The sequence below is a fragment of the Acidovorax sp. K2F genome, assembly GCF_025246485.1.
GTDB lineage: Bacteria > Pseudomonadota > Gammaproteobacteria > Burkholderiales > Burkholderiaceae_C > Acidovorax > Acidovorax delafieldii.
Window position 1 is genome coordinate 21,946 of sequence record NZ_JAOBSQ010000036.1, and the last position, 20,393, is coordinate 42,338.

The following is a 20,393-nucleotide window of genomic DNA, read 5'->3' on the forward strand; positions in this document are numbered from 1 at the left end:
TATCGGTGTTATGGACGGAGCGCGGCTAGGCCTGCTTGTCGCGCGCAAACACGGCGTCGAATGCGCCAGCGGCGGGCTTGAAATCCAGCCGCTTGCAGAACGCCGCGCTCTCTGTGGCGCCGTGCACGCGGTCCATGCGGCTGTCCTCCCACTCCACCGAAAGCGGGCCCTGGTAGCCGATGTCGTTGAGCGCCACGATGATGGATTCGAAATCGATCATCCCGCGTCCCACGCTGCGAAAGTCCCAGTTCCGCCGCGCATCGCCAAAGCTGGTGTGCCCGCCAAAGGTGCCCACCGTGCCGTCGCCCTTGCCCCACCACACGTCCTTCATGTGGGCGTTGTAGATGCGGCCGGCAAACTGGCGGATGAACTTCACGCAGTCCACGCCCTGGTAAGCCAGGTGGCTGGGGTCGTAGTTGAAGCCGAAGCGCTTGTTACCGCCCACCGCCGCAATCGCGCGCTCGGCCGATGCGATGTCGAACGCGATTTCGGTGGGGTGCACCTCCAGCGCGAAGTTGATGTCGTGCTGCTCGAACACATCGAGGATGGGGCCAAAGCGCTTCGCAAAATCGGCAAAGCCCTTGTCCCAGTATTCCTGCGTGGTGGGCGGAAAGGCATAGATCGAATGCCACACCGACGAGCCGGTAAAGCCCGTCACCGTCTTCACGCCAAAGTTCGCGGCAGCGCGCGCCGTGTCTGCCAGCTCGCTAGCAGCGCGCTGGCGCACACCCTCGGGCTCGCCATCGCCCCACACATGGGGCGGCAGGATGGACTGGTGGCGCTCGTCGATCAGATCGCACACGGCCTGGCCCACCAGGTGGTTGCCGATGGCAAAACATTGCAGGCCGTGCTGGGCCAGCAGCGCATGTTTGTTTTTGACGTACTGGGGCGAAGACAGCGCCTCCTGCACGTTGAAATGGTCGCCCCAGCACGCCAGCTCCAGGCCATCGTAGCCCATGCTTTTGGCCAGGGGCGCGAGTTGCGCCAAAGGCAGGTCGGCCCACTGGCCGGTGAAGAGGGTGACGGGTCTTGGCATGGTGGCTCCAAGGGACGTTGGGTTGCAGGTTCGAAGCGGCTATAAGCTATATTTTCAATAGCTTCTAGCGCTTACTGGATAAGCGCTAGAGGCCAATTTGGCTTGATTTTTCACACATCTCAGATCGCCCCTCACTCCCGCTCCCCTGGTGGGAGAGGGCCGGGGAGAGGGGGGGGGCGAAACGGGCGCGGCGCGGGTGCAGCCCCTCTCCCCAACCCTCTCCCGCGAGGGGAGATGGGGTCAACCCCCAGCGCCGCTGCGGGTGCACGGGCTGATGTCCTCATCTGAGGGATGTTCCTGACTTGACTCACATTGACGCCATCAAAACGGCGAGTCAGGGAAGTAAAAATCCTTCGCCGTTTCCTTGGTGATCAGCACCGACGGAATGATGGTGTTGGCGGGCAGCTTCTCGCCCTTGATCCGCGCCTCGGCCGTGAGCTTGATTGAGTCGTAGATGAACTTGGGGCTGTACGACACGTTGGCCTGGATGAGCGGGTTGCTGCCGTCCATCAGCGTCTTGATCATGCCCTTGGCACCCGCGCCGCCAAACACCAGCTTGATGTCCTTGCGCTTGGCCTGCTCGATGGCCTTGAGCACGCCCACGGCCATGTCGTCGTCGGCGGCCCACACGGCGTCGATCTGCGGGAAGCGGGTCAGGTAGTCCTGCATGACTTTGAAGGCGTCATCGCGGTTCCAGTTGGCGTACTTGGCATCCAGCAGCTTGATGCCGGGGTGGTTCTTCAGCACGCTGTTGAACGCGTCCATGCGCTCGTTGTCCAACGTGGTCGCAATGCCGCGCATGGCCACCACGTTGCCCTTGCCGCCCAGTGCCTTGGCGATGTACTCGGCCGGGATCTTGCCAAACGCCGTGTTGTCACCCGCGACATACGCGTCCTGCGCGCTGGTGTCGGTCAGGCCACGGTCCACCACCGTCACGTACACGCCCTTGGCCTTCACCTGCGCCACCGGCTTGGTCAGCGCGGCCGATTCAAACGGGAAGATGACCAGCGCGTTGATCTTGTTCACCGTCACCAAGTCCTGCAACTGGTTGGCCTGCTCGGGCGCGCCGCCTGCGGTCTTCACGATGACCTGCAGGCCGGGGTGGGCCTTCTCCAGGTCCTTCTTGGCCTGGTTGGCCCAGTACACGATGCCACCGGTAAAGCCGTGCGTGGCCGACGGAATGGCCACGCCCACCACCGTCTTGTTGGCCTGCGCCATGGCGGGGGCGGCCAATACAAGGGCAGCGGCGCCCACGGCCGAGAGGGCCAGGCGGCGGGTGAAAGAAGTAAGTTGGCTGTTCATGCGTTGTCTCCTGTTGCTTTGGAATATGGCCAAGAAAGCTGGCCGGCTGGGGAACACGAAAGTCAAACGACCTACCGAGAAAACCAATCCAGAAAATCCATCACCGTTTTCCGCGCTGCATGAACGCTACGGCAATGATCACGAAGCCCTGCACCGCCGCATTCAGGTACACGCTGATGATGCTGGTGAGGTTGAGGATGTTGCTGATGACCGAGAGCAGGATGGCGCCCACCACCGTGCCGGTGATGCTGCCCGCCCCGCCCTTCAGGACGGTGCCGCCCACGATGACGGCGGCAATCGCCTCCAGCTCCCACAGCAGGCCCGTGGTGGGCGATGCAGAGCCCAGGCGCGGCACATACAGCAGCGTGGCAATGCCCACGCACACGCCGAGCAGCATGTAGGTAAGGATCTTGATCTTGTGCACATCCACCGCGGCGTACTGCGCCACCTGCTCGTTCGAGCCGATGGCCTGCACATAGCGGCCATAGGCCGTGCGGTTCAGGATCACGCCGCCGATGACAGCCACCAGCAAAGAGATCCACACGGGGATGGGCACACCCAGCAGGTTGGCGTAGTACACCGGGCTGTAGATGTCCGACAGATCGTTCTCCAGCGTGATGGCCCCGCCATTGGAGAAGTAGGTGAGGTACGCGCGGAAGATGCCCAGCGTGCCCAGCGTCACGATGAAGGGCTCGATGCGCCCCTTGGTGATGAGCAGGCCATGCACCAGCCCGAATACCGCGCCCAGCACCACCGCCAGCAGCATGCCCACCACCACGGCCGCCAGGGGCGAGCCCAGCACGGGCGCCATCGCGTTCATGAACAAGATGACCGAGCCTGCGATCAGAGCCGCCATGGAGCCCACCGACAGATCGATGCCGCCCGAGATGATCACAAAACACATGCCCACCGCGATGATGCCGATGAAGGCCGTGCGCGTGAGCACGTTCATCACGTTGTCGTAAGTGGCGAAGTTGCTGTTGAGCAGCGTGCCGGCAATGCACAGCAGCACCAGGCCGATGACAGGGCCCAGCCCGTGCAGCTTGCCCCACCAGGCCGTAGCGCCGCCGTGGCGGCCCGCTGCAGTGGTGGCGTTTTCAGCGGGTACCTGTGGCATGTGCGATCAACTCCTCTTCGGTCAAATTAGGCTCTTGGAGCGTGGTCTGCAGCCGCCCGGCGCGCATCACCGCGACGCGGTGGCACAGGCCGATCAGCTCCATCAGTTCAGACGAGATCACCACAACAGCAAGCCCCTGCTCTGCCAGGCGCTGCACCAGGTGATAAATCTCGCGCTTGGCGCCCACGTCCACGCCGCGCGTGGGTTCGTCCAGCACCACCACGCTGGGGCCGGGGTGCAGCACCTTGGCCAGCGCCAGCTTTTGCTGGTTGCCGCCCGACAGCGACGACGCGCGCACGTCCAGCGACCCGGTGCGGATACCGAACTCCTGCACCGCATCGCGCAGCGCGGCGTGCTCGGCCGCGGGGTTGAGCCAGGGCTTGGCATAGCGCTCCAGCGCCATCAGCGTCAGGTTGGGCCGCAGGCCAAAGTGCACATGCAGGCCTTTGCCCTTGCGGTCTTCGCTCAAATACGTGAGGCCATGGCGCGCCGCATCGCGCGGGCTTTTGAGCTGCACGGGTTTGCCAGCAATCTCCACCGTGCCGGCCGAGCGCGGGCGCAGGCCCAGCAGGCCCTCGAACAGCTCGGTGCGGCCAGCGCCCACCAACCCGGCAAAGCCCAGAATCTCGCCACGCCGCACGTCAAAGCTCACGTCCTCGGCCCAGCCCGGCACCGAGAGGCCACGCACCTTGATGGCGGGCTCTCCACCCGCAGGCGCGGGCAGCTTGGGTGGGAACAAATCCGCCAGCTCGCGGCCTACCATCAGGTTGGCCATCTGCCGCCGCGTCACGCTGGCCGTGGCCTCGCGCGCCACCAGCAGGCCGTCGCGCATCACCACCACCTCGTCGGTGGTGCGCTCCACTTCGTCGAGCTTGTGCGATATGTAGATGATGGTCACGCCCGCCGCCTTCAGCTCGGCCATCAGCGCAAACAGGCGCTCCGTCTCGCCCGGGGTCAGCGTGGCGGTGGGCTCGTCCATGATGAGCAGACGCGCATTGCGGGCCAGCGCGCGGGCAATCTCCACCAGCTGCTTTTCGGCCACGATGAGCTTGCGCACGCGCGTGTCGGGGTCCAGTGGCAAACCCACCTGTGCCAGGGCAGCGCGCGTCTTCTCGCGCATCGCCTTGTCGTCGAGGAAGGGGCCGCGCTTGATCTCGTGGCCCAGGAAGATGTTCTGCGCAATCGTCAGGTCGTCCGCCAGGTTGAACTCCTGGTGAATGAGCACAATGCCCTGCGCCTCCGCCGCGCGCGAGCCGCCGCCCGGGGCGCGCACCGCGCCATCCACCACCACCTCGCCGGTGGTGGGGCTCTCGTACCCCGCCAGAATCTTCATCAGCGTGGACTTGCCCGCGCCATTCTCGCCCAGCAGGCCATAGACGCGGCCCGGCTGCAGCGCAAAGCCCACGCCGTGCAGCACGCGCACGGGGCCAAACTCCTTGGTGACGTTGCGGAACTCGACGGCCACGCTCATCGCGCTGCCCCTGTTCCTACAACTGCTCCAACGCCCACACCCGCCACCGAGCCCGCGCGCGACAGGCTCTCCTGCATCGCCAGCACGCCTGCGCCCACCACACCAGCATCGTCGGCCAGCGGCGCGTACTGAATCTCCAGGTGCCGCGTAGAAAGCGCCAGCGACCGGTGGTACACGCTCTGCCGCACCGACGCCAGGAACAGAGGCCCCATGTCCGTCACCCGCCCCGCAATGAACACATGCGACGGGTTGAAGAAGTTCACGATGGACGCCAGCATCTGCCCCACCAAGCTGCCCGCGCGCTGAATGATCGCGTTGGCCGCCACATCGCCCGTGCGGCTGGCCTGGGCCACGTCTTCAATCGTCAGCGTGCCGGTGCTTTGCAGCCGCTCGGCCAGCAGTGCGCTCTCGCCGCGCTGCGCGGCCTCAGTGGCCATGCGCGCCATGGCGGGCGCTGCAGCCATCGCCTCCACACAGCCCTGGTTGCCGCAGTGGCAGCGCGGGCCGTGCTGGTCCACACAGATATGGCCCACGTCGCCCGCCGAGCCATTGGCGCCCCGGTACACCTGCCCGTGGCACACAATGCCGCAGCCAATGCCCGTGCCCACCTTGATGACCAGAAAGTTGGGCAGATTGCGCTGCAGCCGGTACATCTCGCCCAGCGCCATCAGGTTCACGTCGTTGTCCACAAACACCGGCGCGGCAAACGCCTCGCGCAGGTAGTCGCGAATGGAAAAGCCGTCCCAGTCGGGCATCAGCGGCGGGTTGACGAGTTGCCCGCTTTCAAAATCCACCGGCCCCGGCACGCCCATGCCAATGGCAATCACCTGGTGTGCCGCCAGCCCGCAGCGCGCCAGCAGCTCGCGCATCAGCCCCCGCACCCGCGCCAGGATCACGCCCGGCCCCTGGCGCACATCAATGGGCTCGCGGTGCCGCGCCAACACCGTCATGTCGGGCCTCATGATGGCTATTTGCATGCTGGTCGCGCCCAGGTCGGCGCCGATCACCACGCCCAGGGTTTCGCTCAGTCGAAGGGTTTCGGCACGCCGGCCGCCAGAGGATTCCTGCAGGCCCACCTCGTCGAGCAGGCCTTCATCGAGCAGCGCCGCCACCATGGCGTTGGCCTTGCTCTTGGAATAGGCCAGGCGCTGCGCCAGCGCATTGCGCGACGCGCCTGCGGACCAGAAGATGGTCTGCAAGACGCCCAGGTCTTCGGCGCCGCAGTGACTCCAGCGGGTGGATGGCAAGGCTTGTCTCCTGTCGTTGTTGTGCAGCACCTCATGGGGGCGGGTGCTTGACAGGGATGCTATGCGGTCTACTTTGGCCGGACAAGACTGAACTTTGACCCAAATTGAACCAAAGAAGATGCTCCGCAAGGCTACGGCGCCCTCCGTGCAAAGCTCACCGAGGACTATGTGATAAAGAGCTTGGCTGTTTGTAGTCGCTTTGCTAGGCTGATGTAGAGCTAACGACATGCCGAAACCGCCGCGCCTACGACAAAGTACTACCGCCACCGACTCTCTTTCCAATCAGTTAAACAATAAAAAATTCCAAACCCAATGGACAAGATTACAAAATCATTACTCGACACCTTCTCTAATCAGAACGATTTAGGCAAGCTAGACGAATCTACCCAGTTCGAGCACTTCTCAAATTATTGCATTACATCCAAGATCAACAGAACAAGCTTTGAGCTCGAGGATATACACACCGGAAGTGGAGGCGATTGCGCAATTGATGGATTGTTTTTAAATGTAAATGGCAAAATAATTACCGACGCCGATGAGCTACGAGAACTCGTAGAGGCAGCAGGACATCTGGATGCTGAAATTGTTTTCATACAATCTAAAACAACCTCTTCGTTCAATGGCTCCGAAATAGGATCCTTTATACACGGCGTGAAAGATTTTTTATCCGATGAACCAAAATTAGTTCAAAATGAAAAAATCAAACTAATGAAGCAATTATGGGATGAGTCCATTTCACTCTCCTCGCACATGATAAATCGCAGGCCATTTTGCAAGCTATTCTATGTTTGCACGGGCAAATGGGTCGATGATCAAAACCTACGAGCGGTGATTCAAAGTGGCGAATTCGAAATTGATGCCATTGGTGTTTTTGACGAGATCAAAATTACTCCATATGGAGCAAACGAGATTCAAAAACTATATCACGAAACAAAGAACAAATTATCAGCAACAATAAATTTTCAAAACAGAATTACACTTCCAGACATTAAAGGAGTCAAAGAAGCATACCTAGGCGTTATACCTTTTCCAGAATTTGCAAAATTAATACAAGATGAAAATCAAACCATCCACAATATATTTGACGACAACGTCAGAGACTTCCAAGGAGAAAACGCCGTAAATCAAAAAATAAAAAACACTTTGACCAAGGGTGATTTTGATCTATTCTGCGTGCTCAACAACGGCGTAACTGTAGTCGCAACCTCAATAACTCCAGCCGGCAACCGGTTCACCCTTCGCGACTATCAGATAGTCAATGGCTGTCAAACAAGCAATGTGCTTCACGACTGCCAAAATATCGAAGGTATTGAGGCAACCAATATTCCAATAAAAATCATCGTCACAGACAATGACGAGATCAAAACCGAAATCACTCTCGCAACCAATAGCCAGACAGAGGTAAAGACAGAGCAGCTAGAGGCTCTAAATGCGTTTCAAAAGAAACTTGAACTTTATTTCAACTCTGAGAAGACTGATCCACGACTCTATTATGAGCGGCGATCGCAACAATACAATTCCCTACCGGGAATTAAGCGAAATCAGATCATCAGCATACCAATCCAGATCAAGACCTTTGCTTCGATGTTCTTGCAGTCTCCGCACCTTGTTTCTGGGTACTACGGAACTATAGTGAATAGATTTAAAGGGAAAATCTTTGCATCAGATCACAAGTTTTTTGCCTTACTTTGTAAGCGCGCTTTGCTACTTTCGATTGGAGCAGATGTTCAGAAGCGGAGATTTACAAAATGAGTACAAGAAGGCACGATTTCAATTAATTTTGATTGCAAGAATCGTTGGCATGGGTGTGGATTTGGATCCACTCGGGAGCAATAAGATAGAAAAGAAATGTGAAGCATTCAAGCAAGTTTTATTGGATGACGTCAAAGCACTGAAGCTATTTTCAACAGCCATCAACATATTCAAGCAATCTGGTGTGGATCAATTAAAGTCGCGCTACAAGGCAGAAACCGAAACAGAAATGCTCGTCAAGGCAGCAGTAGAATTTGCCAATAAAAACCCGCAATTCGTTTGAAATTAATCAAAGATCAATCTTTTTGATTTAGCCCCCTGCACGCCAGCCTCCCCCGGTACAGACCCCTATAAAACATTCGCACATCAGTAAACCCCACCTCCCGAAGAATCGCCTCATCTTCCTCGGGCTTGAGCACCGCCTGCTCCGCAACCGCCTTGTCCGTGCCCTAGCCGCATACTCCGGGGCCACGCTGGACGCCGCCTGAATAGCCGCATAGCGCCATACAAAATGACAAGTCAGTAGCCTTATAGCGCGGTCGCCAGGCACGCCTGCGCTGTGCAGCCGCTGCGCTACCAAGTGCAGCATGGGCTGGTTGGGTCCACGCGCTATGTCTTTCAGCTCCAGCCTCAGGCCCCGAGCGCAACCGAGGGCGCAATGCGTGAAATACGCACTCAGCGCAAATCTCGCGGCACCACGCCCACCGCTTCGCACCAGCGGTGATAATCCGCCCGCCGATCAGCCGTTGTGATCCGCTGCAGCACCGCATGGTGCGGCCCCAGGTATTCCACGCTGCCCTTCACCACCACATGCACCAGCAGCGTTTCGGTGCCCGTCGCCTCCCACCAGTCCACATTGCCAGCAGGCTCGTGGATGTAGTCGCCCGGCCGCACCACGCGGCCGTCGTTCAGGCGGCGCTCGCCTGCCAGCGTGAGGGCGTGCACTTCGCCCGTATGCCGGTGCAGGCCCAGCCGCGTGCCGGGTGACAGGCGCATCAGTTCCACCCAGCCGGCATCGTCGGGCAGGAACTGAATGGGCAGGGACCACTTGCCTTCGCCTTCAGGAATCCAGTCCGCCAAGCCCGCAAGCTCCAGCGTCTGGGCCACGATCACGTCGGCGAGGGGGTTGTTCGTTGTCGTCATCGTCATGTCGGTGCTCCTGGGTGGGTATTGATGATGGATTGATCGCTTATTGCTCGGGGTGCTGGTGGCGGTATTCCTGCGTGCGGCCGCCAAAGCCGTATGCGGTGGCGCGAACGTCCTGCACGTAGACATAGCTTTCGGGGTGCAGCGCGCCCAGCAGGCGTTCAAAGGCTGCGAACGCTTCGGCGATGTAGCGCGCCTTTTCGGCCTTGGTGTTGGTCTCGTCCACCACCTTGACGTCGAAGTAAAAGCTCGACTGCTTCAGGTCGGCCAGCGACCGGCCGGCGACGTACCAGTCGGCGGGGTCGACAAAGGTGATGACCACGGCGGTCAGGTCGCGCCGCTTGCCGAGCACGCGGGTGGTCAGGTCCAGCAGGGTTTCTGCAATGCGGGCAGACAGCTCGGGTGTGCGTTGGGCAGACACTTTGACGTTGAGGATGGGCATGGAGGGCTCCTGTTGATTGCATTGGGTTGAACGAGCCTTCACTGTAGAAATTGCGCCCCGCCACGGAAACCGCCCGTGGTGATAATGGCTTTTGCTCCGCACGCAAAGGCGCGCTCGATGAAAAAAGAACCCCGCTCCTTCCTCCCCGATCCGGCCGACCTGCGGTGGCTGGTGCGGTCGCTCGACCTGCGCTCGTTTTCTGCGGCGGCGCGCGAGATGGATGTGGCGGTGTCGGTCGTCGCGCGCGGTGTGGACCGGCTGGAAGCCGGCTACGGCGTGCGCTTGCTGCGCCGGTCCACGCATGGCCTGTCGGCCACGCCCGAGGGCGCAGAGCTGGCGCAGGAAGCGCGTGCCTTGTTGGCGCAGCTGGAGGACATCGGTGCATCGCTGTCGGACCAGCGCAGCCGCGTGGCGGGCACCCTGCGCCTGGCCTCCAGCCAGGAGATCTGCGAAGCGCTGGTGCTGCCCCACCTGGCAGACCTGCAGGCGCGCTACCCCGCGCTGCGGGTGGAACTGCTGGCCGACGACCGCGTGGCCGACCTGGTGACGGAAGGCATTGACGTGGCGCTGCGCACCACCGTGGGCCACAGCGATCTGGTGGTGGCGCGCGCGCTGGGCCGGTTCGAGCGGCGCCTGTACGCGGCCCCGGAGTATCTGCGCCTGCACGGCACGCCCGCCGAGCCTAGCGAACTGCAGCAGCGCCACACCGTGACGCACACGGCGCAGGGGCCGGCGGTGACCTGGGCCTTTCGCAATGCACAAGGCAAGCCGCTGGAGGTAACCGTGCGCTCGCGCCTGGCCGCCAGCAGCTCGGCCCTGGTGCACCACGCACTGGTGAGCGGCGCGGGCATCGGCATGTTGTCCAGCCCGCTTGCGGCAGCCGATGTGGCGCAAGGCCGGTTGGTGGAGGTGCTGGCGCCTTTTGCGTCCGGCACCGTGCACACGCTGTACGCGGTGTCGTCACCGGGCCGGCGCAACGCGGCCAGGGTGAAGGCGGTGATTGATTTTCTGGTGAAGGCGTCGAAGGACCGGTGGGCGCTGGCGCCTGTGCGTTGAAGTTCTTTTATGCCCTACGGCTAGCTGGCCGGGGGCTGCCGACCCCAGCCGCAAGACAGCCTGACAGGGAGCAAGTTGCGGACATGCGGGTTCAATGAACTGGCCCGCTTTCATTGCTAGCTAGCAGGTCGATGCCACCCAGCCCCTGAACGCAAAGCCCATGTAAAACATCTGCACATCGCTGAATCCGGCCTCGCGCAGAATCGCCTCGTCTTCCTGCGGCGTCAGCACCGCCAGCTCCGCCGCAATCTTGTCTCGCGCCCTGGCCGCGTGCTCCGGCGGTACACCGGACGCGACCTGGAACGCGGCGTAGCGTGACAGCCACAGATCGCGCTCCCCTGCCCCGCCATCGCCGCCGACGCCTACCCCATCCGCCACGCTCAGATGCGCCACCACCAGCGGCGCCCCGGGCTTGAGCCGCCGCCGGATCTCCACCAGCATGGGCACCCGATCCTCACGCGGCACAAAGTGCAAAGTCAGCAGGCACGTCGCGCCATCGAACGGCCCGGCCGGTGCGCTCTGCACAAAGCCGTGGTGCAGCGCCACACGGTCGCCGGGCACGCCCGCGCTTTGCAGCCGCTGGGCGGCCAAGTCCAGCATGGGCTGGCTGGGGTCCACGCCGTCAAACCGCCAGCCGGGGTGCGCCCGCGCCATGTCTTCCAGCTCCAGCCCGCCGCCTGCGCCCACCACCAGCACGCGGCCGTCGGCGGGCACGCGCTCGGCCAGCAGGATGCGGGACATGCGCAGCAAAGCGTCGTAGCCGGGCACGTTGCGGCGGGGGCCTTCTGCGTAGCGGGCGACGGCGGCGAGGTCGGTGAAGGGGGACGTGGTGGGATGAGTCATGGGGTGGTCTGGTGTGCGGTGGGTGCGACGGTTGGCGATGGGCTGGGTCCGCCGGTTTGCCAAGCCCGCGCAAGGTTTTGACAGGCTCAACCCGAACGGTTGGGGTGGGCAACGTGTCAAAGAAATCAAGCCAAATTGGCCTCTAGCACTTATCCATCAAGCGCCAGCAGCTATCAATTCAGTAGTTTTCTGTTCGTGCGCCAGCACTGTTTCTGATTGCATGCTAGCATCACGCAACTTTAAATGTTGCATGAAACGAGATAGCCGACTTTCCAATGTTCTCCACGCACTGCTGCACATGGCAGAGATGGAGGGGCCCGCCACGTCTGAGGCGATGGCGCAGGCCATGCAGACCAACCCGGTGGTGGTGCGCCGCCTGATGGCGGGGCTGCGGTATGCGGGGTTTGTTTCGTCGGCCAAGGGGCATGGTGGCGGGTGGGTGCTGTCGTGCCCGCTCACCGACATCACGCTGCGCGACATCTACGAGGCGCTGGGCGCGCCCACGCTGCTGGCGGTGGGCAACCGCGTGGAGAGCCCCGGCTGCATCGTGGAGCAGGCGGTGAACCGCGCGCTGACCGAGGCCTACCAGGCGGCCGAAGAGGCGCTGCTGGCGCGGCTGGGTGCGGTGACGCTGGCACAGCTGTCGGCCGAGTTTCATGAACGCATGGTGGCCGGGTGCCACGGTCACAAGGAGATTGAGCATGGCGACAGCGGCAATGGCAAAAACCCAGGCGTATGAGGTGATCGTGATAGGCGGCAGCTTTGCCGGCCTGTCGGCCGCGATGCAGCTGGCGCGGGCTCGGCGGCGCGTGTGTGTGGTGGACGCAGGCCAGCCGCGCAACCGGTTTGCGGCAGCGTCGCACGGCTTCTTTGGGCAAGACGGCGAGCCGCCGCTGGCGATGATCGAGCAGGCGCGGCGCAAGCTGGCGGCCTATCCCAGGGTGGGTTTTGTGCAGGGCACGGTGGTGTCGGCCACGGCGCAGCAACGCGCCGGATCACCAGAGAACGGGTTTGAAGTGGTGCTGGACGATGGCACGCACATGGAGGCCCACAAGCTAGTGCTGGCCTTTGGCGTGCAGGATGGTTTGCCCGAGATTGCAGGCCTGCGCGAGCGCTGGGGCGCATCGGTTTTGCACTGCCCGTATTGCCACGGCTATGAATTTGCAGGCCAGCGGCTGGGCGTGCTTTACCACTCGGCAGGCTCAGCCATGCACGCGCAGCTGATTGCCGACTGGGGCCCAACCATCCTCTTTCTGAATGGCGACACGACGCTGGAGAGCGCCGAGCGGGAGCGTCTACAGGCGCTGGGCATCACCATCGAGCCCGCGCCCATCGCCGCGCTGGAAGGCCCGGGCCAGGCGCTGCAGGGCGTGCGCCTGCAGGCCTCCGGCAACGGTGATGCGCGCGTGGTGCCGCTGGCTGCTATGTATGTGGCCGCCACTACCCGCCCCGCCAGCCCGCTGGCCGAGCAGCTGGGCTGCGCGTTCGACGATGGGCCCATGGGCCCTTACCTCCGCACCGATGCCAACAAGATGACCACCGTGCCCGACGTGTATGCCGCTGGCGACCTGACGCTGATGCGGCACAACGCCACGCTGGCATCGGCCGAAGGCGTGCTGGCGGGCGTGGGGGCGCACCAGGCGCTGGTGTTTGGGGCGTGACCCACGCTTGCCGGGTGCGCACAGGGTGTGACTGGGGGACTCAACACACGGCACACGGACCAACGGTTGACGCAGCCCGCAGCGGGCACCTACACTGCCCTATCGCGTCCGGCCCTTTGGGCCTGAGCGAACCGTAAAGCCCTCCACCACCGTTGAGGGCTTTTCTTTTTGGTCCATCGCATTGAAGGCTCTCCCTGCTTGCAGAGAGGGCTTTTTGCATTTCTGGAGCCCTTTTTGATGCACGCCACTTCCACACACACGGCCCCCGCAGGCGCCGCCGCCGCCTCCCCGCGCATCCATCTGGTCATCGGGCCCGTGGGTGCGGGCAAGTCCACCTTTGCCCGCCAATTAGTGCACCAGCACCGCGCAGTGCCGCTGAACCTGGACGACTGGATGGCCACGCTGTTTTCGGCCGACCGGCCCGATGCGGCGGACGTCATGGCCTGGTACGTACCCCGCACGCTGCGTTGCTTGGAGCAGATCTGGAAGACAGCCGAGGCCGTGCTGAACGCGGGTGGCGATGTGGTGCTGGAGGTGGGCCTGATCCAGCAGCACCAGCGCGATGCGTTTTACGCCCGCATGGGGCCATGGGCCGATGCCATGGTGGTGTATGTGCTGGATGCCCCGCGCCATGTGCGGCGCGCGCGTGTGTTGCTGCGCAATGCTGAACAGGGCGCAACGTTTTCGATGGTGGTGCCACCCCACATCTTTGAGCTGGCCAGCGACCTGTGGCAGCCACCGGACGAAGTGGAGTGCGCGAACCACACCGTGGTGTGGGTGCCCGTGGCGGACCACGGGGCTTGAAGACATGGCGCTGGCCTGGCTGCAATTTGCACTGTGGGCAACGGCGCAGCCCGGGCCGCACCGTCCCAGCCGCGCCGCTCAGGCCTGGGCCACCTGCTGCAGCAATGCGTCGAAGTTGCCGTGCAGGGCCTGGCTGCCCAGCACACGGCGGCGGCCGGTGGCGGCGTCGCCCACTGCCAGTTGTGGCACGCCTTGCGCACCCAGGGCTTGCATGTCGGCCCGGGCGGTGGCCACGCGCTGCAGCATGGCGGCGCGCAGGGCATCGGTGGGCTCGCGCACCAACTCCGCGGCTGCATGCAGGCCCAGTGCGCTCAGCACATCGGCCAGCACGGTGGGCGCCGTGGTGTCGCGCCCGTCCACATACCGTGCGCGTTGGAAGGCGTGCAGTGCCTCCAGCTCGCGCGCGGGCTCGGTCTGCGCCACGGCGGTGAGGGCCAGCGTGGCAGGGCCCGAGTCAAAACGTCCGGCCGGCTGGCCCAGCACCTGCTCGCGATAGGCCTGGCTGAACGGCTGGCCGGTGAGCTGCGCGATGCGCTGGTCGTTGGACCAGGCGTAGGCGGCAAATTGCGCGTCCATGGGCCGGGCGCCTGCGCCTGCAAACAAGCCCGTGGGTGCCAGCACCACCTGCACGCCGGGCGTGGCTTGCAAGCGGGCCAGCACGGGTGCGGCGGCGTAGCACCAGCCGCACAGGGGGTCGAACAGGTACGTCACGGTGACGGTGGGCGTGGAGGGCATGGATCAGGGTCTCTCTTCAGAATCTTCAGGATCAGGCGGTGTGGCGGCGGCTGGTGCCCCTGGGGGCGCAGCCTGGGCAAGTTGGGCAACGTGTGCGGCCAGTGCGGCCTCAAACGCTGCGATTTCTTCGGCCAGCGTGCCCCGGCTGCGGAAGTGGCGGGCGGCGCGGTCGTACCAGTTTTCGGCGTCTTCCAGGTCGCCCTCTTGCAGGTGCAGGATGCCGTGCAGCCAGGCGCCGAGCATCGTGCCGTCGTGCTGCACCAGATCGTGCGCCGCATTCCAGCGCCCGGCGTGCAGGTGCTGCAGGACTTGTTGGAGCGGGTGCGTGGTCACGATCTGGTTCCTTTCAACAACTTGCTTTGACAGCTTTCAACACGTCATCTCACCACTTCATCTCGCCCTTGTTGACCTTGGCGCCGATGTCCAGCGACAGGCCCATGGGCGCTGCGGGGTAGGCCTTCTTCATCGCGTCGATGAGTTCGGCGCTGGTCTTGGTGGCGGCGGCGTTTTTCTCAAACGCTTGCAGGTAGCCCTTGGTGTAGCTGATGTTGGCGGCATCCAGCGCGCCACCGGCGGGCATGTGGCCGGGCACCACCACGGTGGGCTGCAGGGCGGCCATTTCGTCGAGCTGGGCCACCCAGGCGCTGCGCTCGGCCACCGTTTGCGTGTCGGCCGTCCACACATGGGTGTTGGTGCCAAACACGCCGATGGTGCCCACCACAGCCTTGATGGACGGAATCCACGCATACGGGCGGTGCGCCAGCAGGCCGGTGGTACCACGGATCTCCACGGTTTGGCCGTCCACGCTCAGCGTGTTGCCAGCAATCGCCTTGGGCAGCACGGGCGTGCGCGGTGCGTTGGCGCCCATCTTGGGGCCCCAGAAGGCGAGCTTGCCAGCCAGCTTGGCGTTGATCTTCTCCAGCACGGCGGGCGTGGTCACCACGTCGGCCTTGGGGAAGATTTCTTTCAGCGTCTCGACGCCAAAGTAGTAGTCGGGGTCGGCCTGGCTCACGTAGATGGTCTTGAGTTCTTTGCCGGTGTCGAGCACGTTGGCGGCAATGCGCAGCGCGTCGGCACGGGTAAAGCCGGCGTCGATGACCATGGCTTCCTTCTCGCCATAGACCAGCGTGGAGTTGACGTTGAAGCTGTTGCCGTCGGCGTTGTAGACCTTGACCTGCAGCGGCTGGGCGGCCTGGGCGCCGGTGAAGGCAACGGCGAGGGTGGCGGCGATGAGGGTGGTGCGGAACATGGTGGTTTCTCCGGTGTGTTGAGCGGTGGTGCAGATGACGGAACGAAGTTTATTTGCGCCAATCGATCCAATAAACCCGATAATTCGCGCATATTTGTTTCGCCAATCGATCAAATAACCCTAAAACTTTCACGTTATGGACCGCCTGACCGCCATGCATGTGTTTGCCGAAGTCGCCACCAGCGGCAGCTTCAGCGCCACGGCCGACAAACTGGAGATGTCGCGCGCCATGGTCACGCGCTACGTGGGCGAGATGGAGCAGTGGCTGCAGGCGCGGCTGCTGCAGCGCACCACCCGCAGCGTGACGCTGACCGATGCGGGCGAACACGCGCTGCGCCGCTGCCAGCAGATGCTGGCGCTGTCGCAAGACCTGGAAGAAGAAACCGCCACCACCACCGAGGGCGCATTGCGCGGGCAGCTGCGGCTGACCTGCAGCGTGTCGTTTGCGTTTGCGCAGATGGGTGCGGCGATTGCGGACTTTCTGGCACAACACCCGCAGCTCAAGATCGACCTGGACGCGAGCGAAGGCTCGCTCAACCTGGTGGAAAAGCGCATCGACCTGGCCATCCGCATCAGCGCCGAGCCCGACCCGCTGCTCATCGGCCGGCCGCTGGCCCGCTGCGATTCGGCCCTGGTGGCATCGCCCGCCTACCTGGCCGCGCACGGTGTGCCGCAGCAACCTGCCGACCTGGCGCAGCACCGGTGCCTGAGCTACGCCAACTTTGGCAAAAGCGTGTGGCAGCTGACGCGCGGCGAGGTGGTGGAGCGCGTGGGCGTGAGCGGCCATTTCAGCGCCAACGAGGCCACCACGCTGATGCGCGCCGCGCTGGCGGGCGGCGGCATTGCGATGCAGCCGACGTATCTGGTCAACCCCTACCTGCACAGTGGCGAGCTGCAGGCCGTGTTGCCGGGCTGGGACTTGCCGGTGATGACGATCTATGCGCTGTACCCGTCGCGCCGGCACTTGTCGCCTGCGGTGCGGGCGTTGCTGGATTTTTTGGTGGCCCGGTTTGCGGGGGTGCCGTGGTGAGGGTGGCAGGACGGCCAGAAAACGCTACGCTTTTGATAGCTGCTCAGACATATTTCTCTAGCGCATCCGGCCACATTGGCTGAAAAAACGCCCCCAACCCTCTTGCGAGAGGGTTTGGGGGCCTGCAGGGGACAGCACGGCACAGGGCCGTGCGGGTCGTCACGTCACCTCAGGGCAGCACGGCTGCGGCCTTGGCGCGCGCAATCTGCAGGTCCGCATCGCGCGGCAGCAGCAGGCGCTGGGCCACCAGGTCGTTGGCGGCCTGCGTCACCGCAGCCACATACCCATCCTGCGTGCCATACAGCTCCTCCAGCGACGGCCGTGCATCGCCCGCCGCCAGCCGCGCGGCGCGCGTCTTGTGGAAGGGGATGAAGCTGCCCGTGAGGTTGGCCAGGTCGGTGATGCCGGGTGTGGCCACGTAGTTGAACTCAATGCTGGTGCCCAACGGCGCGCGCGCCTCCACGCTGCGAATGCCGGCGCGGGTGAGGCCCGTGCCGCCATCGACCTGCGGCACCAGGATGGCGTAGTCGCGGCCCAGGTTGCGCGGGGGCAGCACGGTGGCAATGCCGGCCTCGTCCTGCGGGATGTACTGCGGGCCAAAGTCAAACAGCGGGAAGTTGTTGTACAGGCCCCGGTAGCTGAAGTCCGGGATCGCCGTCTGCACGCCGCCCACCGCCCAGGTCAGCCCCTTCATGGCCGGGAAGGCCAGCGCCTCGGGCCGCACCAGCGTGCCGTCGGCCAGCTTGGGCACCTGGCTGGCGGGCGGCAACGTGCCGCGCACCACCCAGTCTTCGAGGTTCAGGAACAGCGCGCGGAAGGTGTCGTTGAACTGCACCACCGTGCCGGTGGGGTACGTGGCGCGCGTGGGTGCATAGGCAATGCTGGCCGTGCCCCCTGCCCCGCCGTGCTGGGTGCTGGAGTAGTAATAGATGCGGGCGTTGTCGGGCTGCGCCAGGTCCTTGGTGCCGCTGGCGTCGGTCAGCACGGGCGAGCCCTGCAGCTGCCAGAACTCCGTGCCCGACAGGCCCAGGAAGAACTTGGGGCAGGTGCTGGTGGCAGCGCAGCGCTTCATCACGCCACCCTGGCGGCCGCTGATGTCGTCCTGGTAATCCTTGTCCAGCCCGCGCGGCGCTGTCTGGCCGAAGGCGGTGTGGTCGGTGCGCAAGCCGCCGCCGCCACCGGGCACGGCAAAGCGGGTGTTGATGTTGGTCTGGCGCGCCGCCACGTGGGCGTACATGCCGTCGAACACCTTGCCGCCATCCAGCGCCTGGTTGAAGCCCAGGTGCAGGAAGGTCTTCATGGCGTTGCCCGACTGCGAGGTGCCCTGCCCCAGCGTGTGGGTGATGCGGCCTGCGAGCGGGTTGGGGGTGCCGGTGGAATCGGCCGCCTTGCTGCGGAAGAAGCTCACCGTGTCGCGCAGCGCAGCCAAGCCCACGCCCATCACCTTAGGGTCTTTGGCAACATAGACCAGCTCGTACAGATAGGCTGGGTCAAACCCGCCCTTCAGGCACACGCTGGTGGGGCTGGGCGTGCCGGGGAAGGCGTTGGTTCCCGTGTCGCAGGTGGCGAACTTCCAGTCGCTGGCGGGCACAGGCACGCGCGCATCCGTCTCGTTGGCACGGCGGGTGAGCGAGTAGCCGGGCTGCGTGTTGTCCAGGCTGGCGGGTTCGTAAGGAATCATGGTGCCGTTGAACACGCCGCCGGGCAGCGTCATTGAGGGGCTGGCGGCGGTGGGCACCAGCTCGGCGCGGTAGGGGCCGGTGATGCTGCTGCCGTCCTTGTTCTTGGCCACGGGCACCGTCACCGTCAGGCGCGCAGCGGTGCTCTTGGGCACATCGCCCTGCCAGGCCGAATACAGCATCACATAGCCGCGCTCCAGGTACACCGCATCGCTGGGCGTGGCCGTGGGGTTCAGCATCGTGAGGATGTTGCCGCGGTTGGGTGCGTCGTAGCGCAAGACACCGCTAGCCTTGGCCATGTTTTTCGGTTTGAGCATGACGAAGTCGGCCTGGTACTCGACCATTCCGTTGGCGTTGGTGGGCGCCAGGGCCAGGTCCTGGATGACGGCGTTCTTGGGGTCCTTGGGGTCCACCTCGCCGCTGATGGTGCCGGTCACGCGCTCGTATTCGCCCACGTCGCCATAGGTGCCGGGGAAGGCTTCGGTGGCGGTGATGGCCAGCTTGAGCGCGGGGCCCTTGGGCGCATCGTTGCTGGAGCCCCCGCAGGCCGTGATGGCGGCTGCAGCGGCGGCCGTGAGCGCGAGTTTTCCGAATGCACGAAGAGGTTTCATGGTGTCTGTCTCCTTGGATGGATGGTGGTGCGGGCCGCTGGAACGGCTCTGGAACAAAACGGCAACGTCTGTTGCGCTGCGCGCGGGCAAGGCTTCGCCCAGACCTGCCAGCAAAGGCAGGCTGAGAGAAGCTAAAACGGGAATGAAACGGCCCGGTGGGTGGGCCTGGCTGGTGAGCCGGTGGATGGGCCGGTGGCTTATTCGGCCTCGATACCTGCGGCCTTGATCACCTTGCCCCACTTCTGGGTTTCGGCGGCCTGGAACTTGGAGAGTTCATCGGGCGTGGTGGTCCAGGCTTCGGAGCCGGCGTTGTCATAGAAGCTCTTGGCCGCAGCGCTCTTGGTGGCTGCCGTGAGCAGCTCGTTCAGGCGCGCCACCACCGGCGCGGGCGTGCCTGCTGGCACGTAGGCCGCAAACCAGTAGCCCATGTCGTAGCCCTTCACACCGGCTTCGTCGATGGTGGGCACGTCGGGCAGCTGGGTGCTGCGCTTTTGCGTGGAGTAGCCCAGCGCACGCAGCTTGCCCGCCTTGACCTGCGGCACGCCGGTGGAGGTGTCGGTGATCATCAGGTCGATCTGCCCGCCCAGCAGGTCGGTGATGGCCAGCGGGTTGCTCTTGTAGGGTACATGCAGGATGTCCACGGCCGCCAGCTGCTTGAGCATTTCGCCCGCCATGCGGCTCGATGAGCTGCCGCTGCCAAAGCTGAGCTTGCCGGGGTTCTTCTTGGCAAAGGCCAGCAGCTCGCCCACGTTTTTGTAGGGTGCGCTGGCGTTGACCACCAGCACCTGCCCCCCTTTGCCCAGGCCGGTGACGGGGGCGAAGTCCTTCACCGGGTCGTACGAGAGCTTTTTGTACAGGTGCTCGTTGGCGGCGTGTGTGGTGTTGGTGGTGATGAGCACGCTGTAGCCATCGGCCGCCGACTTGGCCACGGCCGACGCGGCGATCATGCCGCTGGCGCCCGCCTTGTTGTCGATGACCACGGGCTGCTTGGTGTCGTTGGTGATGGACTGGCCCAGCGCGCGCGCCAGCTGGTCGGTGGCGCTGCCTGCGGCAAAGGGCACGACAAAGGTGATGGCCTTGGCCGGGTAGGCACCGGCCGCTTGGGCGAACGCAGCGGGGGCGTGCAATGCGCCGAGCGCCAGCAGGGCGGCAGTGGCGAGCAGAGCGCGGCGGGGGGATGACTGGGTCATGTTGTCTCCTGGTGTTGGTATG

General features: G+C 63.9%; 20 protein-coding genes. 7 read left to right on the forward strand and 13 right to left on the reverse strand.

Translation table 11 applies throughout. The features are described from left to right. Positions 1 to 25: 25 nt before the first annotated feature. The 5 genes from N4G42_RS13040 to N4G42_RS13060 all read right to left on the reverse strand — a co-directional run bounded on the left by N4G42_RS13040 (position 26) and on the right by N4G42_RS13060 (position 6,173). On the reverse strand, positions 26 to 1,036 hold the full coding sequence (locus tag N4G42_RS13040) for a sugar phosphate isomerase/epimerase family protein (protein WP_260667438.1): 1,011 nt from the start codon (positions 1,034 to 1,036) through the stop codon (positions 26 to 28). Between the two features lie 321 nt (positions 1,037 to 1,357). Further along, positions 1,358 to 2,338 carry a substrate-binding domain-containing protein gene (locus N4G42_RS13045; protein WP_260667439.1) on the reverse strand — a complete coding sequence of 327 codons (981 nt, stop codon included), beginning with the start codon at positions 2,336 to 2,338 and terminating at the stop codon, positions 1,358 to 1,360. A 100-nt stretch (positions 2,339 to 2,438) separates the two neighbouring features. Then, positions 2,439 to 3,455 (reverse strand): ABC transporter permease, encoded by a 1,017-nt coding sequence (locus N4G42_RS13050; protein ID WP_260667440.1) that lies wholly within the window; start codon positions 3,453 to 3,455, stop codon positions 2,439 to 2,441. Then, complete coding sequence (locus tag N4G42_RS13055; RefSeq protein WP_260667441.1) at positions 3,436 to 4,926, reverse strand: sugar ABC transporter ATP-binding protein; 1,491 nt, start codon at positions 4,924 to 4,926, stop codon at positions 3,436 to 3,438. The genes N4G42_RS13050 and N4G42_RS13055 overlap by 20 nt, the downstream gene beginning before the upstream one ends. Then, positions 4,923 to 6,173 carry an ROK family protein gene (locus N4G42_RS13060; protein WP_409557823.1) on the reverse strand — a complete coding sequence of 417 codons (1,251 nt, stop codon included), beginning with the start codon at positions 6,171 to 6,173 and terminating at the stop codon, positions 4,923 to 4,925. The genes N4G42_RS13055 and N4G42_RS13060 overlap by 4 nt, the downstream gene beginning before the upstream one ends. A 312-nt stretch (positions 6,174 to 6,485) precedes the next feature. Here N4G42_RS13060 and N4G42_RS13065 point away from each other — a divergent pair, with 312 nt between their 5' ends. Both N4G42_RS13065 and N4G42_RS13070 read left to right on the forward strand, forming a co-directional pair. Beyond that, the gene (locus N4G42_RS13065; RefSeq protein ID WP_260667442.1) at positions 6,486 to 7,925 is read left to right on the forward strand and encodes an AIPR family protein; all 1,440 of its coding nucleotides are present in this window, start codon (positions 6,486 to 6,488) and stop codon (positions 7,923 to 7,925) included. 49 nt (positions 7,926 to 7,974) lie between these two features. Next, positions 7,975 to 8,208 carry a hypothetical protein gene (locus N4G42_RS13070; protein WP_260667443.1) on the forward strand — a complete coding sequence of 78 codons (234 nt, stop codon included), beginning with the start codon at positions 7,975 to 7,977 and terminating at the stop codon, positions 8,206 to 8,208. 392 nt (positions 8,209 to 8,600) lie between these two features. On the opposite strand, the gene N4G42_RS13075 is transcribed toward N4G42_RS13070, so the two are convergent. Further along, positions 8,601 to 9,074, reverse strand: a complete 474-nt coding sequence (locus tag N4G42_RS13075) for a cupin domain-containing protein (RefSeq protein WP_260667444.1) — start codon at positions 9,072 to 9,074, stop codon at positions 8,601 to 8,603. A gap of 40 nt (positions 9,075 to 9,114) precedes the next feature. After that, positions 9,115 to 9,513 (reverse strand): tautomerase family protein, encoded by a 399-nt coding sequence (locus N4G42_RS13080; RefSeq protein ID WP_260667445.1) that lies wholly within the window; start codon positions 9,511 to 9,513, stop codon positions 9,115 to 9,117. A gap of 117 nt (positions 9,514 to 9,630) precedes the next feature. Between N4G42_RS13080 and N4G42_RS13085 the strand changes: the two genes are divergently transcribed. Further along, the gene (locus N4G42_RS13085; protein WP_260667446.1) at positions 9,631 to 10,569 is read left to right on the forward strand and encodes a LysR family transcriptional regulator; all 939 of its coding nucleotides are present in this window, start codon (positions 9,631 to 9,633) and stop codon (positions 10,567 to 10,569) included. Positions 10,570 to 10,689: 120 nt separating this feature from the next. Here the strand turns inward: N4G42_RS13085 and N4G42_RS13090 are convergent, their stop codons facing one another. Further along, positions 10,690 to 11,412: a class I SAM-dependent methyltransferase gene (locus tag N4G42_RS13090; protein ID WP_260667447.1), complete on the reverse strand. Its 723-nt coding sequence runs from the start codon at positions 11,410 to 11,412 to the stop codon at positions 10,690 to 10,692. Positions 11,413 to 11,662: 250 nt separating this feature from the next. Between N4G42_RS13090 and N4G42_RS13095 the strand changes: the two genes are divergently transcribed. The 3 genes from N4G42_RS13095 (at position 11,663) to N4G42_RS13105 (ending at position 13,877) form a co-directional block, all read left to right on the forward strand. Continuing rightward, positions 11,663 to 12,151: an Rrf2 family transcriptional regulator gene (locus N4G42_RS13095; protein ID WP_260667448.1), complete on the forward strand. Its 489-nt coding sequence runs from the start codon at positions 11,663 to 11,665 to the stop codon at positions 12,149 to 12,151. Then, on the forward strand, positions 12,114 to 13,073 hold the full coding sequence (locus N4G42_RS13100; protein WP_260667449.1) for an NAD(P)/FAD-dependent oxidoreductase: 960 nt from the start codon (positions 12,114 to 12,116) through the stop codon (positions 13,071 to 13,073). Before N4G42_RS13095 ends, N4G42_RS13100 begins: the two co-directional genes overlap by 38 nt. A 237-nt stretch (positions 13,074 to 13,310) precedes the next feature. Further along, the gene (locus N4G42_RS13105) at positions 13,311 to 13,877 is read left to right on the forward strand and encodes an ATP-binding protein (RefSeq protein ID WP_260667450.1); all 567 of its coding nucleotides are present in this window, start codon (positions 13,311 to 13,313) and stop codon (positions 13,875 to 13,877) included. Positions 13,878 to 13,955: 78 nt separating this feature from the next. Here N4G42_RS13105 and N4G42_RS13110 read toward each other — a convergent pair whose 3' ends face one another. Genes N4G42_RS13110 through N4G42_RS13120 form a run of 3 tightly spaced genes read right to left on the reverse strand, consistent with a single transcriptional unit; the run spans position 13,956 to position 15,861 of the window. Further along, positions 13,956 to 14,612 carry a DsbA family protein gene (locus N4G42_RS13110; protein WP_260667451.1) on the reverse strand — a complete coding sequence of 219 codons (657 nt, stop codon included), beginning with the start codon at positions 14,610 to 14,612 and terminating at the stop codon, positions 13,956 to 13,958. 3 nt (positions 14,613 to 14,615) lie between these two features. Then, positions 14,616 to 14,948 carry a hypothetical protein gene (locus tag N4G42_RS13115; protein ID WP_260667572.1) on the reverse strand — a complete coding sequence of 111 codons (333 nt, stop codon included), beginning with the start codon at positions 14,946 to 14,948 and terminating at the stop codon, positions 14,616 to 14,618. Between the two features lie 46 nt (positions 14,949 to 14,994). After that, positions 14,995 to 15,861 carry an MBL fold metallo-hydrolase gene (locus tag N4G42_RS13120; protein ID WP_228894821.1) on the reverse strand — a complete coding sequence of 289 codons (867 nt, stop codon included), beginning with the start codon at positions 15,859 to 15,861 and terminating at the stop codon, positions 14,995 to 14,997. A 136-nt stretch (positions 15,862 to 15,997) separates the two neighbouring features. Here N4G42_RS13120 and N4G42_RS13125 point away from each other — a divergent pair, with 136 nt between their 5' ends. Then, complete coding sequence (locus tag N4G42_RS13125; protein ID WP_260667452.1) at positions 15,998 to 16,891, forward strand: LysR family transcriptional regulator; 894 nt, start codon at positions 15,998 to 16,000, stop codon at positions 16,889 to 16,891. Positions 16,892 to 17,060: 169 nt separating this feature from the next. Here the strand turns inward: N4G42_RS13125 and N4G42_RS13130 are convergent, their stop codons facing one another. After that, the gene (locus N4G42_RS13130) at positions 17,061 to 19,181 is read right to left on the reverse strand and encodes an alpha/beta hydrolase domain-containing protein (protein ID WP_260667453.1); all 2,121 of its coding nucleotides are present in this window, start codon (positions 19,179 to 19,181) and stop codon (positions 17,061 to 17,063) included. A gap of 197 nt (positions 19,182 to 19,378) precedes the next feature. Further along, a complete protein-coding gene (locus tag N4G42_RS13135) occupies positions 19,379 to 20,371 on the reverse strand; it encodes a Bug family tripartite tricarboxylate transporter substrate binding protein (protein WP_260667454.1) in 993 nt (330 codons plus the stop codon). Positions 20,372 to 20,393 lie beyond the last annotated feature (22 nt).